Below are 15,900 nucleotides of genomic sequence, written 5' to 3' on the forward strand. Positions count from 1 at the left end.
ACAATTTAGTGTCTGTGATATTTCTTTCTTTACGTTTAATAGTGCAATATACTATCTTTAATGTTGGAGTATGGTGTATTTTTCTATTATAATCAAAATGGTTGAAAAAATTGACTGTATGAGATGGGCATTTTTACAGTCAATGCGAAGAAAGGAACAAATTGTATGACAAAAAAATATCTTGTACTTATCACAATGTCATTATTATTTATCCTAGCTGGATGCGGGAATGCTGAATCAAATAAGGCTGCAATACCTAATCAAGTGGAATATCCTGTTGAAGATTTTACTTTTACTGACCAAAACGGTGAGCCATTTGGGCTTAATGATTTAGAAGGAAAAATCTGGGTAGCTGATTTTATTTTTACTAGTTGTACGACAGTATGCTCTCCAATGACTGCAAATATGGCAAGGTTACAACGTATGTTAGAAGAGGAAGGAATAGAAGAAGGCATTGAATTCGTATCCTTTAGCGTAGACCCTGAAGTGGATGCCCCAGAAATACTAGCGGAATATGGGACGAAGTTTGATGCGAATTTTGACAACTGGCATTTTTTAACTGGATATGAGCAAGGTTTTATCGAAGAATTTGCAAAAAGTAACTTTAAGACATATGTCCAAAAGCCGAAAAATGAAGATCAAGTTATACATGGAATCGACTTTTATTTAGTTGATCAAACCGGTACAATTATCAAGTATTATTCAGGAGTAACAGATACACCGTATGACGAAATCGTTTCGCATATTAAAGTGCTGCAATAGATTAAGGGCGCATTGGTAAATATTAACATAACGTCGATGGTTCATTTTATGAGTCATCGACGTTTTTGATTAACCTACAATTTACGGATGAATAAATTTAAGCAGTATTCCAGAAAAAGAAGGAATTTGTCTTGTCCATGTCAAAGTAAATAAGACCTTACTACATTCCTAAATTACCAATAATTTTTCATATGAATGCTACATGTTACAAATTACAAGTCATAAACTAATGATACTTAACCTATATCGTAAAGCTTGAGGGTGTTGTCATGAAATTCAGGTTTTGGATAGTAAGTATTAGTTGCTGCATCTTATTGGCAAATCATCATGCTTATGCAGAGATGAGTGAAGCAGATGTAATAAAGTATGAAGCAAGAAGAGTAAAAGCCGCGTCAAGTGGCGTTGTTTCTCTCGTTGCACTTGGAGATTCTGTAACAAAAGGTGTTGGAGATAGCTCTGGAATGGGTGGGTATCCTGGCTTTTTGAAGGAATTATTAATAAAGGAAAGTTATGTACATAAAGTTACAGTGAATAATTTCGGTAAAAGAGGCTTGCGTAGTTCGCAATTATTAGAGCTCGTTAAACAAAATGAGATTATTCACTCCATAAAGAATGCAGATATAGTGGTAGCTTCGATAGGTGGCAATGATATTATGAAGGTGGTTCGTGATAACTATTTCGAGCTTACTATTCCGATGTTCGATAAGCAGCAACAAAACTATGAAAAAAATATAGGTGAAATATTAGCAGCAATAAGAAGTGAAAACCCTTTTTGCATTATCGTGATCATTGGCCTATATAATCCATTTAGTGTTTGGTTTGATAATTTGGAAGAAATAAATATAATTATGCGAAAATGGGATGAAGTAAGCAAACAAATTGCTTTGAGCCACAAACAGACCCTTTTTGTGGAAATTGGAGATTTATTTGAAAAAAATACGAAAGCGTTACTAAATAATGATTATTTTCATCCCAATACAGTGGGGTATCAACTAATTGCAGAAAGAGTGTATGATAGCTTAAAACAACGCTATCAACAATTTCAAAGAAATTTCTAAGCTAAAATTTAAGTAAGTAGGGATTATGATGAAAGAACATTATTGGAAGTGGCTATTTTTAGGATTATTGACAATAAATATAATTGTTGTTTTTTATATTAGTTATTTAATCATGAAGTCGGATGAACATGTCCGATTAGAAGAACGATCTACAACAGATGATGAATATTCTGAATTTTTGATAAGAACGAACAAACAAGAACTTAATGAATTAATCAACTATAACATTAAAAAACAATCGAAAGATCAACCAATTGAATACGAGGTGATTTTAGGAGAAACTGTTGAGTTAATAGGAACGGTTTCAATGTTTGGGAAAAAAATAAATATGGTAATGGACTTTATTCCCGATCTGCAGGAAGATGGTACGATTGTTTTACAACAACAATCGATGTCAGTTGGGAACCTCAAAATACCAGTATCCGCTATATTAAAATATATTAGTGACCATTATCCTATACCAGACTGGATTACCATTCAGCCTGCTCAGAAGCTTATAAATGTTAACTTTAACGAATTACAGATAGATGATGAAGGAATGAAAATGAAGTTTAATAAATTTGACTTAGCAAATGATCATATTGAGATGGTTTTATTATTTCCAGCTATAAACTAAGTGTAGTATCGAGATTTACTGAACACACGTTTCTAAAGGTTGCTTTCGTAAACATTGTTACTGTTGTTATCAAATTAGTACTATAAAAGGTGCTTTATATTTTTAGAAAAGACTAGACGAACTTTAGTTGTGTAAGTGTATACCTCTTAATACTAAAAACAACAAAGAATGCGAAAGCAGACTTATTAAAGATTTCTTGGTACTACCCCCACAAACTGCAAAATATTAGTCGAATAATATGTTAAACGGTAAATCGACCATATTTTATTTTGGAGGGAGCATGGAAGATGCAAGTAAAAGGACAATTCCACAATTATATGCAAGGAACGTTTAATGACATCATAGCAGAAATAGATAAGTTAGCGAATTTCGCAAAAAATCCCAATGTACTTAATGAGATAGAAATTGAAAAGTTAGAACTGAGCTTAAAGCAAAATGTTAAAGCGATTGAATATTTAACGACCGAACAACAATGAAACCTTCCTTCATTTTATGATTAAGAATAACAACAGGTGGGGAATTTACCCCACCTATAAAAAACAATTATATTGTTGTCTTCATTTATAACAGATTTTGTTACAATCTCTGTTGCTTCAAGAGGTTTTTGCTATTGTTGTATCGTTCTCTAAAAGTTAGTTTTCCGATATCATAAACATACAAAAAACTAATGACACAAAAATCATTAGACAAATGGATAAAAAAATTTAATTTAAAACCCCGTATCCGTTCACTTCTTCCTTTACTTCTTCTAAATGAGTATGAGAGTATGCCCAAACAAACTTGAAATATATATGTTAATTGTTTGAATCTTTTAAACGCCGTACTTCATCTTCCAATTGGTTTATCCGCCTATTTATCCGATAAAAAATTGGAGCATATACAATCGCAATAAAGATAACAACACCCCAAGACAAGTATCATCACACCTTTGTTAATTTTTTTGTATCATTATAGCATTACTACCGAACGATGCCAATATGTGAAACTGCTAGCAATCTTTAGCGTTATACTTTATAGTTTTTAAGATTAAAAATAATCATATATAATATTATGATTATCCAAAAGGAAATTTATGGTTAGTGGGTGGCTAGTCTCTAATAATACTTATATAAATTTTTATTAAAGTAGTAGTTATTAAATTGACATGAGGAAAAGTGGCAGTATAACCAACCTAATTTTTTCTATGTCCATAAATATATAATTTAATAAATGTGGAGGATTAATTTTCTATGTAAACATACGGCTCATTTGAAGTTTCAGGAGTGTTTACTTTATTACGACCTATCTTTTATTATTACTCACAAATTAAAGAGGAAGACTAATAATTTATTTGTTCTTGGACTATCAATACTATCAGTAATAGCATCAGCGCAATTGTTATATTATGATGCAATTATCGTCGATGAGCTTGGTTTAGGGGGAGATGAAATATCTTTCTATATATTCTTGATAATATTAATATTTGGATTTATTAATCCAATCATCTTTCTTGCAGGAGACAGTATAAAGATTGACAACTAATAAAGCGATGAGCCATGTTTTGAAACGTCTTAAAATAAATTAAGCCGATTTCTGAGTTATTGATAAATTGTAAATAATAAGTAGTTAATATGATAAGAATATATTTGTTTGTTAGTTCAATCACTACATTAATTATATATTATTCAAATTCACCATGATTAAATGCATCAGGATAAACATCTGTCTTGAATATTTTTCCTGTGGAATCGTTTTTAATGAATATTAGAACCTTAATATATTCTAATTTCAAATCATTAAAGAGCTGATAATACATAGCTGCCCTCCTTAGGTCTATTGAAGCAAAGCTATCATTACTGATCTCATACTGTTCTAGGTCAACTAACAATGTGAATTCAGAAAATGACTGATTATGTATTACTTCTATAAATACAAATTGTCTCAGAATTTTTATGGCGAAGGTCGTATTGTTATATTTTAGTATGGAAAACAACTATCAATGAGAAAACAGCCAATTAAATAGTCAAAATGGGAAAAATAATACTCCAGAACAGAGCTAAAAAAAATGATTGACTTTTAGCTAATAACGAGAAGTTATTTCACATTCTTGTGCAATCATATAATTATCGTAGTAGCACTCTGTATTCGCATAATTGTTTTATAAGCTCAATCTTTTGCATTTTCTTATAAAAAAAATGTATCATCAGTTACATACAATTGAAAGGTGTGATTAGATGAGAAGTAATGAATTAGCTACTTTTGCTGGGGGCTGTTTTTGGTGTATGGTTAAACCTTTTGACGAGCAACCAGGCATTAACAAATTAATATCTGGTTATACTGGTGGACATAAAGAAAATCCAACATACAAAGAAGTATGTTCTGAAACAACAGGTCATTACGAAGCTGTTCAAATCTCGTTTAATCCGGAGGTTTTTCCGTACGAGAAATTGTTAGAATTATATTGGATGCAAATTGATCCGACAGATGCTGGTGGACAATTTCATGACAGAGGGGATTCATATAGAACTGCTATCTTCTATCATACAGAAGAACAAAAGAAATTAGCTGAACGATCCAAAGAAGATCTCGAAAGAAGTGGAAAATTTAAACAACCTATCGTAACAAAAATTTTACCCGCTATGACATTTTATCCAGCTGAAGAATATCACCAAGATTATTACAAAAAAAATCCATTTCGCTATAAAATGTATCGACAAGGCTCAGGGAGAGATACATTTTTGAAAAAACATTGGCGAGATACAAAAAAAGATGAACAATTAAAACAAAGGTTAACTCCTATTCAATATGAAGTTACACAAAACAACGGTACAGAACCACCATTCAAAAATGAATTTTGGGATAATAGGCAAGAAGGAATTTATGTGGATATTGTGTCAGGTGAACCGCTATTTAGCTCTCTCGAACAATTTGATTCAGGTTGTGGTTGGCCTAGCTTCACTAAACCAATATATGAAACAGGTGTCAAAGAAGAAATGGATGTAAGTCATAATATGGTAAGAACTGAAGTGAGAAGTAAAGAAGCAGACTCTCATTTAGGTCATGTTTTTGAGGATGGTCCAGGGCCAAACGGTTTACGTTATTGCATTAATTCAGCTGCACTAAAATTTATTCCTAAGGATGAGCTAGAAGAACTGGGTTATGGTGATTTTAAAAGACTATTCAAGAAATAAAGTCTTTTGTTGATAATTTTGCTTGCTTTTTTAATTTAAATAGTTTTCATCAAAATATAATATAGAAGACAAGATGACACGAATACTAGCTGTCCAAGTGATTATTTTATTTTTTCGTATCGTAATAACCTGTGTATTTAAGAGAAGAAATCATACCATCGCTTAACGGATATAACCCCGTTTAAAAGGTAGGGACTTATCCGTTAAGTTCATTTATATGAACCTTAACAAAAACTCTACATATCATTTTAATTTTTGTTAATAATGAATATGACCGCAATAATTGCTTTACTCATCTATGACTATTGTGAGGTAAATACTATGACGATCGTTCGACTTGGATATGTTGCAATGAGCATGGAACTGGCAAATTCCTCTCCATCAAAAACAATGACCTTCTCACAATTTCAGAAAATACAGGACCGAGAGGCAGCATTGCATAAATTGGAACAAATATCACAGTTAAATTTAAACAACACTTTCAAGCATTTAAAACATAATGTCGCTTCTGATGTTCATTTTTATCGTTTCTCTTCTCGGCTAATACCATTAGCGACCCACGAAGAGCTTGTTGATTGGAATTTTTTACAGCCATTAAAATTGTTACTGCGTGAAATTGGTAGTTTTGTCAACAAGCATGGAATGAGGATCGACTTTCACCCTGACCACTTTGTCATCATAAATTCTCCAAAAAAACACGTCTTACAAAACTCATTAAAAACTTTAAAGCTTCACTTTATACTATTAAAAGCAATGGGAATTGATATAACCCACCGTTGTGTCATGCATGTTGGAGGCAACTATAAGGAAACAGAAAAATCACTTGAGCGATTTGTAGATAATTGGATGGTTGTACCAAGATCAATTCAAAAAATGATAATGCTTGAAAATGATGATACTTCTTTTACAGTTGACGATACACTATATTTATGTGAAAAACTAAATATTCCACTCGTCTTCGATTATCACCATCATCTCGCACATCATCAGCAAGAAGATTGGCAAATGAACTGGCAACGTATTGTGAATACTTGGGAAACTTCTCCACTCCCTATTAAAATGCATATTTCAAGTCCGAAAAGCGAAACAGCTTTTCGTCATCATGCAGATTATATTGACTTCCCGATGTTCATGCGTTTTTTGAGTGAGATAAAAGGTAGCATTCCACAAATTGATTGTATGATTGAAGCGAAAAGAAAGGACGAAGCATTGTTTACAATTATGGAGCAGTTAAAGATGGTAGAACATATTGAAATAATTGATGGTTCTACATTTTACATGAAATAACAAAGCTCTTTCTTACACTTTGTTGTCTTTCTTACTTAAATTTGAATAATGGATGTGGATGATATACTTCTTTATAATCATTACAGAAGAAAAGATTACCCTGAATGTTACCTATATGCGTATTTGGATCTGATTATGAAAAGTATCAATTAATTGTGAAAAGAGCTAATAACAAACAGCTACAGCATTAGACCTACAGGATGTACTAATAGAGGTCTATTTTACTTACAACTATTGAACCGATCTCTGTTACTTAAGAACAGAAAATTAACAACTGTAATACTATACGATAAAAATATTATGTAAACAAAAGGATAACCATCTTCATTCAATAAATGGTACATTGACGAGCGATGGTTGCTTTGTATGTATTTCGTCGTATTTACTTCATTATTGGTATATAAATTGGTTGTTAAGTTAACAACTCATACAAAATTGTTATCACTTTGAGTATTTTTATCGTACTTTGAATAACTCGTAGCTATTGCAACATAGCTAAAAAAATGAAACAATGCGTATTCAGTGTCCAAACTAGCATAGTGCATATCGAGACAGCTTTTCGGTCATGATAAGTATGGTAGGAGTTTGGCTGTTTGGAGGTATATATATGCTTAACAATGATTATGAAATAAAATTAATTTATGAAGCAAATGATGCAGAAATCGATGAAAGAAATAAAAGAGTTATCGAAAGTAAGAAACAAGTGCCTTTTAAATCTAGAAAGAAAAACCGTCGACAGGTTTAAGGCACCTTGCTTTCAAACAAATAAATTGACTCAGATGAAGAAATGTAACATCTGAGTCCGTTTTTACTTCTTATTATTGATATAAAAAAAGGAATAAGTCGATAGTTGTTATTCCTTATAATTAAAAAAAAATATAGTGATAAAGGTGTGGAGAATGGTGGAAAATGATTGTCTCATTATTGGAGGAGGAATAGCAGGACTACAAGCAGCAATCCAACTAGGGAGATATAACCATCGTATTTTAGTCATTGACAATAACCAAGGGCGGTCTTCAATATGCCGATGCTACCATAATATATTGGGGTGGCCTCATGGTGTAAGTGGAGAGAAGCTTCGTCAATTAGGTAGAGAGCATGCTATAGGCTTAGGAGTGTGTTTTATCAAAGACAAAATAGTAGATGTAAAGGAACAGGATGAGCTATTTGCGCTAATCGGAGAAAAGGGGGATACATATACAGCAAAAAGAGTGTTGTTTGCAACAGGTATTGTTGAACGGTTCCCCATCATTCCTAAACTTGTACCATGCTTAGGGTTAACGGTTTATGTGTGTCCGGATTGTGATGGATACGAAGTGACTAATAAAAAGGTTGTAGTCATAGGTTCGGGAGATGTTGGTGCATCTCTTGCGATAACACTTACATATTGGTCGGAAAATATTGTCTATGTAAACCATGGCAAAGAAACTATCAAACAATCACTATTGAACAAGCTAAGTGAGCATCATATCACATTAACTAATGAAAGTATTACAGAGATTATAGTGCAAAGAGAAGGTCAGTTTGCAGGAGTCCAATTTGGTAACGGAGAAGTCATAAAGGCTGATCGAGGCTTTATTGGCTTTGGAGGCAATAAAGTAAACAGTGATTTAGCATACAAACTAGGAGTAGAACGAATGGAGAATCATCATATAATCACAAATCATCGAACAAAAGAAACAAGTGTTAAAAATATATGGGCTGCTGGTGATATCACTATACATTCAGAGCAAGTAACGCTTGCGATGGGGGAGGGTGCCCAAGCAGCTATTTGGATCCATAAACGTATTCTTGAAGAAAGGTGAATTTAATCTTAGTCAAACATCATTTAATATAAGTTACTAAACTTCGAACATATCCCATCTTATAAAACAAAATGGTTGTTGAAGCTTTAGGATGATATCATAACTTGGTGATCATCTCGTGTTAATTCAACAATAAATTCCTCATCTTATAAATTTTATTTATAGAAATCAATAGTAAAGACTCATTATATATTCAACTATCCTCATATGTCACAAAACTTCTCTTGAACAAAAAAAGTAAGGACCCAAAAACAAAAATACAACATTTCCTGTTACCTACCATTCTAAAATCAGTAATTTTTGTACCTTATATGAAATAAATTTTTCTGAGGTAGAAAAAAGTGAATCTTTCTTACATATGATGTGTAAAGAGGATAAGTTGATATCCTAACTGTAAAAAATAACTAGGAGATTGAAAACACTTATACTCATCTAGTAACTTCACAAGTGAAAGCTAAGCCTTGTATACGATGCATTATTATTTATTATGCCATTCGGTGTTTTATCGGGATGTTATGCGAAGTTACGTAACTAAAGTTGCATACTTCGTTATTCCCTAGTAGGTAAATCAACCATCATTGTAATGTTCTTTTCGTAAACAATGTTGTTATTTTTAGTAAAAATGGACAGTATGTAGTGTTTTATGAGAGCTCAATACATTAAACAGTAAATAAAATACCAAAAACGTAGCTGTATACGTGCTTACGTCTAAAAACGTAAAGCAATAATCGATGCGAAAACAACCTTGCAAAAACAGCCTTTGTTAATGAAAGGAGGTTATAGTTTGGAGGAAACTCATTTAATTAAACCAACATTAGACAAAGAGTACCCTATTATTAGTCATGGTAAAGGTATTTATTTGTACGATACGAAAGGGAAAAAATATTTAGATGGATCATCCGGAGCGATTACTGCAAGTATTGGACATGGGGTTCAAGAAATTATTGACGTGATGGCAGAACAAGCGAAAAAAGTTTCCTTTGTTTATCGTTCACAATTTACAAATGAACCTGCTGAACAACTAGCTAAAAAAATGAGTGAGCTAGCTTCAGGTGATTTTCATTGGTCATTTTTTGTAAATAGTGGTTCAGAAGCAACCGAAACAGCAATGAAAATAGCCATTCAATATTGGCAGGAGCGCAATATGAAAGGAAAAAATAAAATTCTATCTAGATGGATGAGTTACCACGGCATAACCATAGGTGCATTATCTATGTCTGGTCACTTAAAACGGAGGGCTCGATTTATTTCTTTACTTGACGATTTACCTATTATTCCACCTCCTTATTGTTATCGCTGTCCATATCATTCAACATACCCTTCGTGCGAGTTAATGTGTGCGACAGAGCTTGAAAGAGTGATAAAACGTATTGGCGCTGAGAACATAGCAGCCTTTATTGCAGAACCGATTATTGGAGCTGCTGCTGGTGCACTTATTCCTCCTTCAAATTATTATCAAACAATTAAAGATATTTGCGAAAGAAATAATATTTTATTTATCGCAGACGAAGTAATGACAGGGTTAGGGCGTACTGGGAAAATGTTTGCAATCAACCATTGGGATGTAGAACCTGACATTATCACCTTAGGGAAAGGATTAAGTGGGGGCTATACACCAATAGCATCAACTTTAGTAAGCGATCATGTTATGCAGCCATTTATTAAAGGATCAAAAACAATCATGAGTGGACATACGTTTAGTGCGAATCCACAATCAGCAGCAGTAGCATTAGCAGTAATTAACTATGTTGAAAAACATAATTTAGTAGTATCAGCTGAAAAAAAGGGACATAGCTTGATGGGGAAATTGGATAAACTACGACCAAACAATCCAATTATCGGTGATATTAGGGGGAAAGGTCTGTTAATTGGTGTTGAGTTTGTATCGGACATATTTAGTAAACTACCGTTTAAAGAAGAGGTAAATGTGACTGATATTGTTGTGCACAAAGCACAGGAGAGAGGTTTGCTTGTTTATCCGGCTAACGCTGGAACTGAAGGGGTTGGTGGTGATGCTGTATTAATAGCTCCTCCTTTGACTATTTCTAATGAAGAAATTGATGAACTAGTTAAACTTTTTGAAATATCGTTACAAGAAGTACAAAAAGAATTGCAAATTATAGGGATGTAAGATTACTAGTATCGAGAGGTGAAATAGTGGTGTCTCGTATAGAAAACTCATTTAATAAAATTACTACCGCATATGATGCTGTAAAACAAATATCAGATAATAGCACGCTAATGTTCGGTGGATTCGGAGGAGTTGGTAGTCCCCCAACGTTAATTGATGAAATTTTAACGAAAAGACCGAAAAATTTGACGTTAATTGGTAATGATGCTGGATTTCCTGAAATAGGTATCGGGAAAATTGTGTGTGAAGGATTAGCAAGTAAACTAATTGCATCCCATATAGGTTCAAATCCAATTGCAGGAAAGTTAATGTCAGACGATAACTTAACAGTTGAGTTTTCACCACAAGGAACTTTAGTTGAAAGAATCCGAGCTGGTGGAGTCGGTCTTGGAGGAATATTAGTAGATATTGGTATAGATAATGAAACTGTTAACCATGAAAAAGAAAGAATAACAGTTGATGGTATAGATTATTTACTAGAATCGCCATTAACTGCAGATGTGGCTATTATATATGCTAAAAAAAGTGACCCGTTCGGGAATCTAATTTACGACAAAACGGCTCAAAATACCAACCCTCTCGTTGCGATGGCAGGAAATTATACGATTGCAGAGGTTGAAGAAATTGTACCGTTAGGTCAAATTCAACCTGAAGAAATCGTTACACCTGGAATTTTCGTCAATAGCATTGTTCAAAGCAAAGGAGTGAACTGGTCATGGGTATGGGAATAGATGTACGTAATCGAATAGCCAATAGAGCTGCAGAAGAAATAAAGAATGGGATGATTGTGAATTTAGGAATTGGTATACCATCTTTAGTTCCGAATCACCTTCCACATGATATTCATGTCATGTTTCATGCAGAAAACGGAGTGCTTGGAATTGGTCCAAGCCCAAAAAAAGGAAATGAAGATGAGAATCTTTGCAATGCAGCAGGATATCCAGTCACGGTTGTAAACGGTGCTTCTTATTGCGACAGTGCTATTTCATTTGGCATGATTAGACGCGGTTATGTAGATTTAACGATTTTAGGTTCGTTACAAGTGAGTCAAAACGGAGATTTAGCGAATTGGATTATACCAGGTAAAAAGGTACCAGGTATGGGTGGGGCGATGGAGCTGGCACAAAAAGCGCAAAAAGTTATTGTCGTAATGAGTCATGCAGATAAAATGGGACAATCAAAGATAGTTGAAAAATGTTCATTACCGCTCACTTCAAAAAACTGTGTTCACATGATCATTACAGATATGGCAGTGATCCATGTAACGAAAGAGGGGTTGTTATTATCCGAGTTAATGGCACCGTTCTCAGTTCAAGATGTTATTGATAAAACAGGTGCCTTGCTGCATGTAAGTGACAATCTACAAGTAATTCCATAATTGATAAGAAAGGAGCGTCTAACAAATGCATCATCACAAAGAGCGCATACATGAATGGATTAGTAATAATCAAACAAAAGCAACACAGTTGTTACAAAAAGTAGTTCAAGAGGAAAGTACTCAAGGAAATGAAGGGTCAGCTCAAGCTGTAATTATTGAAAAATGCCGGGAATTAGGTTTACAGATCGATATATGGGAACCTTCTATAAGTGAATTAACGACAAGTGCATATTTTGTATCAACACGGAAGAACTTCATTAATAGCCCTAACGTTGTTGCCGTATTGAAAGGAAGCGGTGGCGGTCGATCGATTATTTTGAACGGACATATAGATGTTGTTCCAGAAGGTGATCATAACCAGTGGGATGTTGACCCTTACAGTGGGGAAGTAAAAAATGGACGATTATATGGTCGAGGGTCTACTGATATGAAAGGTGGAAATATTGCATTATTATTAGCCATAGATGCCATTAAGGGATTAGGTATTAAATTAAAAGGTGATGTGATCTTTCAAAGTGTCATTGAGGAAGAGAGTGGCGGTGTTGGAACTTTAGCTACATTATTAAGAGGGTATAAAGCAGATGCTGCAATTATTCCAGAACCTACAAATATGAAAATATTTCCTAAACAACAAGGGTCTATGTGGTTTAGATTAATGGTAAAAGGCAGGGCCGCTCATGGAGGTACTAGGTATGAAGGTGTTAGTGCGATTGAAAAAAGCATGTCTGTTGTTACCCATATTGAACAACTTGAAAAAAAACGCAACGAAAATATAAATGATCCTCTATATGCAAATATCCCAATCCCAATCCCAATAAATATCGGTAAAATTTCAGGAGGAACTTGGCCATCATCAGTAGCTGATTTGGTGATTATAGAAGGAAGAATGGGTGTTGCACCGAATGAATCATTACAAGCAGCACAAGCCGAAATGGAAAAATGGCTAACAACCCTTTCTTTACAAGATAGTTGGTTTGAACATAACCCAGTTGATTTGGAATGGTTCGGTGCTAGGTGGGTACCTGGAACACTAAACTTAGACCATGAGTTAATCAGTGTATTAAGCTCTAAATATCGGTTAATTATGAATGAACAGGCTATAGTAGAAGCTTCACCTTGGGGAACAGATGGTGGGTTGCTTTCACAAGTTGGCGATATACCTACAGTTGTGTTCGGACCAGGGGTTACAGAGGTTGCTCATTATCCAAACGAGTTTGTTGAATTAGACAAAATATTTCAAACAGCTGAGATTATCGCTTTGACAGTTTTGGAATGGTGTGGTGTGATTGAAGAAAATATTGAGTAGTTATAGTAGCAAATAGGGGGGAGTATGATGAAAAAACACCTGCTTATTAACGGAGATTGGATAAAAGCGAGCGAATATAGAGATCTATATGCCCCGTACAACGGTGATAAGTTAGCTGAGGTAGCGTTTGCAAATGCACGAGAAATAAATCTCGCGATTGATGCAGCTGATCGTGCGACTAAGTCGATGGTACAGCTGACAGCTTTTCAACGTGCACAAATTTTGATGAAACTGGTTGAATTATTAAAGGATCGCCGTCATGAATGTGCTACGATTATCGCTAAAGAATCAGCAAAGCCTATTAAGGCAGCTATTGTTGAAGTTGATAGGACGATAATGACATATACATTTGCAGCTGAAGAGGCAAAACGGATTAATGGGGAAACAGTACCAATGGATGCCGCTCCAGGGGGAGAGAATCGAATTGCTTACACGTTGCGTCAACCACTTGGAATTATTGCTGCAATCACCCCTTTTAACTTCCCTATGAATTTAGTAGCTCATAAAATCGGTCCAGCAATTGCAGCTGGAAATACAATTATATTAAAACCGGCTAGCCAAACACCACTGTCTTCTATTTACTTAGGTGAACTGTTAATGGAATGTGGGCTGCCACCAGGTGCACTCAATATAGTGACAGGAAGTGGGGCAAAAATCGGAGAAAAATTAGTGACTGACAATAGAATTAAAGCGATTACTTTTACTGGAAGCCCACAGATAGGAAGAAAAATAAAAAACCAAGCTGGCTTAAAGCGGGTGACTTTGGAGCTTGGCTCGAACTCCGCATTATTAATCGATAAGAATGTTAATTTAACTGACTTCATAGGGAGATGTGTTAATGGCTCTTTCTCCTTTGCTGGTCAAGTATGTATTTCATTACAACGCATTTATGTTCATGAAGAAATATATGATCAATTTGTTACGAGTTTTCTAGAAGAAACGAAGAAATTAAAAATTGGTAATCCGTTAGATCATACTACGGACATCTCTTCATTAATTTCAGAGCAAGATGTTGAGCGCTCTCTTAAATGGATTAATGAAGCGGTTATTGCTGGTGCTGAGCTAGTGATTGGAGGCCAGAGAAGAGCTAATAATACGCTAGAACCGACTGTATTGCTAAATGTTCCTTCAACTGAAAAAATTTCTTGTCAGGAAGCCTTTGCACCTGTTGTGATGATTAATAAAATATCTTCAATGGAAGAAGGGATAACAGAAGTAAACGAATCTAAGTATGGTTTGCAAGCAGGGATTTTTACGAATGATCTTCAACTTGCCCTTAAGGCAGCTGAACATCTAGAGGTTGGAGGTGTTATGATAAACGACATCCCTACGTTTCGTGTTGACCATATGCCTTATGGTGGGGTTAAAGAGAGTGGAATCGGGAAAGAAGGAATCAAGTATGCAATTGATGAAATGTTAGAAACAAAATTGGTATGCTTTAGAAAAATATAAACTATTTTTTTAACAGTCACCGCTCAAAGGACTATAAGACATTGATGAAAATTAGCTTTTCACACCCTCTGCGATCATCTGAAAAATATAAAAATATATTACGATTCTTAAAAAATGTGCTAAAAAATTAGGCTTTTCAATAAAATAAATCTTCTATTGTTGAATATGATAAGCATAACAAAAAGAAGATTGGTGGGTTACGAATGGTCAGTCGAGGTCAGCAACTTGAAGTTATAGGTGCTTGGTTACAAGTAGCAGGTACAATTATTGCTGCGATTGGCCAATCTGAACAAATTCCAGAGGAAGCTGGAATAGCCGAGGAGTTAATTAGTATAGGAAATGGCTTAGAAGCGGTGGGTAATTCATTACAGGCTGTAGGGAGAGAACAAGACTTACCAGCAAGTGGAGCTGAAGAGGCTGAGACGTTATTGATAATTGGTAGCTGGCTGCAAGCGGGCGGGAATGTAACAAATGTAGTAGGTAATGAGATAGATATATTAGGTGAAGAAGAGGAAGGATTTCAGGTCTACTTGCTTGGTAATATAGTACAATCAATAGGGGCTGCGTTTGAAGCAATAGGAGCCAGTATGGAGGAGTCAGAGTTTCAAAGTTTTGGTGTTATTGGCAATGGTCTTCAGACTCTTGGAACTGCATTAGATGCTATAGGGATTGTTTACATTTTACAAGGGCAAGAGGACTTAGGTGAACAAATTGCTAGAGTTGGAAGCTGGCTACAAGTAATTGGAGCCTCAATAGCGGCTATAGGGTTAACGAAAGAAACACAGCTCTTAAATGATAATTAACGGTGTTTTTCACAAGCTTTGTTTTGTTGTTTGTGTTAAAAAATGACATATCCCAGTGTATGCTTATGGATGAGTGATAAAAACGCGTGTTTTATGATCTACGTGTAAAGTTAGCACAAATCATCAACAGGC

16 protein-coding genes are annotated in these 15,900 nt (G+C 34.5%); 15 read left to right on the forward strand and 1 reads right to left on the reverse strand.

Annotated elements, in window-relative coordinates:
- Nucleotides 1-165: 165 nt before the first annotated feature.
- The 5 genes from ACSVDA_RS00095 to ACSVDA_RS00115 all read left to right on the forward strand — a co-directional run bounded on the left by ACSVDA_RS00095 (nt 166) and on the right by ACSVDA_RS00115 (nt 3,957).
- On the forward strand, nt 166-762 hold the full coding sequence (locus ACSVDA_RS00095) for an SCO family protein (protein WP_485879770.1): 597 nt from the start codon (nt 166-168) through the stop codon (nt 760-762).
- Between the two features lie 269 nt (nt 763-1,031).
- Entirely contained in the window at nt 1,032-1,820 is a 789-nt protein-coding gene (locus ACSVDA_RS00100) for an SGNH/GDSL hydrolase family protein (RefSeq protein ID WP_485879772.1), read from the forward strand.
- A gap of 28 nt (nt 1,821-1,848) precedes the next feature.
- Nucleotides 1,849-2,436 carry a YpmS family protein gene (locus ACSVDA_RS00105; RefSeq protein WP_485879774.1) on the forward strand — a complete coding sequence of 196 codons (588 nt, stop codon included), beginning with the start codon at nt 1,849-1,851 and terminating at the stop codon, nt 2,434-2,436.
- Nucleotides 2,437-2,723: 287 nt separating this feature from the next.
- Nucleotides 2,724-2,912, forward strand: a complete 189-nt coding sequence (locus ACSVDA_RS00110; protein ID WP_214484256.1) for a hypothetical protein — start codon at nt 2,724-2,726, stop codon at nt 2,910-2,912.
- 772 nt (nt 2,913-3,684) lie between these two features.
- Complete coding sequence (locus tag ACSVDA_RS00115) at nt 3,685-3,957, forward strand: hypothetical protein (RefSeq protein ID WP_485879776.1); 273 nt, start codon at nt 3,685-3,687, stop codon at nt 3,955-3,957.
- 139 nt (nt 3,958-4,096) lie between these two features.
- Here the strand turns inward: ACSVDA_RS00115 and ACSVDA_RS00120 are convergent, their stop codons facing one another.
- The gene (locus tag ACSVDA_RS00120; protein WP_485879778.1) at nt 4,097-4,231 is read right to left on the reverse strand and encodes a hypothetical protein; all 135 of its coding nucleotides are present in this window, start codon (nt 4,229-4,231) and stop codon (nt 4,097-4,099) included.
- Between the two features lie 418 nt (nt 4,232-4,649).
- Between ACSVDA_RS00120 and msrA the strand changes: the two genes are divergently transcribed.
- The 10 genes from msrA (at nt 4,650) to ACSVDA_RS00170 (ending at nt 15,768) form a co-directional block, all read left to right on the forward strand.
- Nucleotides 4,650-5,606 carry a peptide-methionine (S)-S-oxide reductase MsrA gene (gene msrA, locus ACSVDA_RS00125; protein WP_485879780.1) on the forward strand — a complete coding sequence of 319 codons (957 nt, stop codon included), beginning with the start codon at nt 4,650-4,652 and terminating at the stop codon, nt 5,604-5,606.
- A gap of 321 nt (nt 5,607-5,927) precedes the next feature.
- Nucleotides 5,928-6,893 (forward strand): UV DNA damage repair endonuclease UvsE, encoded by a 966-nt coding sequence (gene uvsE, locus ACSVDA_RS00130; RefSeq protein ID WP_485879782.1) that lies wholly within the window; start codon nt 5,928-5,930, stop codon nt 6,891-6,893.
- A gap of 607 nt (nt 6,894-7,500) precedes the next feature.
- A complete protein-coding gene (locus ACSVDA_RS00135; RefSeq protein ID WP_485879784.1) occupies nt 7,501-7,638 on the forward strand; it encodes a hypothetical protein in 138 nt (45 codons plus the stop codon).
- A gap of 154 nt (nt 7,639-7,792) precedes the next feature.
- Nucleotides 7,793-8,698, forward strand: a complete 906-nt coding sequence (locus ACSVDA_RS00140) for an NAD(P)/FAD-dependent oxidoreductase (protein WP_485879785.1) — start codon at nt 7,793-7,795, stop codon at nt 8,696-8,698.
- A gap of 784 nt (nt 8,699-9,482) precedes the next feature.
- Nucleotides 9,483-10,829: an aspartate aminotransferase family protein gene (locus ACSVDA_RS00145; RefSeq protein WP_485879787.1), complete on the forward strand. Its 1,347-nt coding sequence runs from the start codon at nt 9,483-9,485 to the stop codon at nt 10,827-10,829.
- Nucleotides 10,830-10,858: 29 nt separating this feature from the next.
- Complete coding sequence (locus ACSVDA_RS00150) at nt 10,859-11,560, forward strand: CoA transferase subunit A (protein WP_485879789.1); 702 nt, start codon at nt 10,859-10,861, stop codon at nt 11,558-11,560.
- On the forward strand, nt 11,545-12,207 hold the full coding sequence (locus ACSVDA_RS00155; protein WP_485879791.1) for a 3-oxoacid CoA-transferase subunit B: 663 nt from the start codon (nt 11,545-11,547) through the stop codon (nt 12,205-12,207). The genes ACSVDA_RS00150 and ACSVDA_RS00155 overlap by 16 nt, the downstream gene beginning before the upstream one ends.
- 25 nt (nt 12,208-12,232) lie before the next feature.
- Entirely contained in the window at nt 12,233-13,513 is a 1,281-nt protein-coding gene (locus ACSVDA_RS00160; RefSeq protein WP_485879793.1) for a peptidase, read from the forward strand.
- 27 nt (nt 13,514-13,540) lie between these two features.
- Nucleotides 13,541-14,965, forward strand: coding sequence for an aldehyde dehydrogenase family protein (locus tag ACSVDA_RS00165; RefSeq protein ID WP_485879795.1), 1,425 nt, complete (start codon nt 13,541-13,543; stop codon nt 14,963-14,965).
- 203 nt (nt 14,966-15,168) lie between these two features.
- Nucleotides 15,169-15,768, forward strand: a complete 600-nt coding sequence (locus ACSVDA_RS00170) for a DUF6944 family repetitive protein (protein ID WP_485879797.1) — start codon at nt 15,169-15,171, stop codon at nt 15,766-15,768.
- Nucleotides 15,769-15,900: the final 132 nt, after the last annotated feature.

The organism is Cytobacillus sp. Hm23 (assembly GCF_051842895.1).
Classification (GTDB): domain Bacteria; phylum Bacillota; class Bacilli; order Bacillales; family SM2101; genus Nanhaiella.

Coding starts and splice junctions, on each gene's coding strand:
- ACSVDA_RS00095 (WP_485879770.1), top strand. CDS start 166: ATGACAAAAAAATATCTTGTACTTATCACAATGTCATTATTATTTATC.
- ACSVDA_RS00100 (WP_485879772.1), top strand. CDS start 1,032: ATGAAATTCAGGTTTTGGATAGTAAGTATTAGTTGCTGCATCTTATTG.
- ACSVDA_RS00105 (WP_485879774.1), top strand. CDS start 1,849: ATGAAAGAACATTATTGGAAGTGGCTATTTTTAGGATTATTGACAATA.
- ACSVDA_RS00110 (WP_214484256.1), top strand. CDS start 2,724: ATGCAAGTAAAAGGACAATTCCACAATTATATGCAAGGAACGTTTAAT.
- ACSVDA_RS00120 (WP_485879778.1), bottom strand. CDS start 4,231: ATGTATTATCAGCTCTTTAATGATTTGAAATTAGAATATATTAAGGTT.
- msrA (WP_485879780.1), top strand. CDS start 4,650: ATGAGAAGTAATGAATTAGCTACTTTTGCTGGGGGCTGTTTTTGGTGT.
- uvsE (WP_485879782.1), top strand. CDS start 5,928: ATGACGATCGTTCGACTTGGATATGTTGCAATGAGCATGGAACTGGCA.
- ACSVDA_RS00135 (WP_485879784.1), top strand. CDS start 7,501: ATGCTTAACAATGATTATGAAATAAAATTAATTTATGAAGCAAATGAT.
- ACSVDA_RS00140 (WP_485879785.1), top strand. CDS start 7,793: ATGGTGGAAAATGATTGTCTCATTATTGGAGGAGGAATAGCAGGACTA.
- ACSVDA_RS00155 (WP_485879791.1), top strand. CDS start 11,545: ATGGGTATGGGAATAGATGTACGTAATCGAATAGCCAATAGAGCTGCA.
- ACSVDA_RS00160 (WP_485879793.1), top strand. CDS start 12,233: ATGCATCATCACAAAGAGCGCATACATGAATGGATTAGTAATAATCAA.
- ACSVDA_RS00165 (WP_485879795.1), top strand. CDS start 13,541: ATGAAAAAACACCTGCTTATTAACGGAGATTGGATAAAAGCGAGCGAA.
- ACSVDA_RS00170 (WP_485879797.1), top strand. CDS start 15,169: ATGGTCAGTCGAGGTCAGCAACTTGAAGTTATAGGTGCTTGGTTACAA.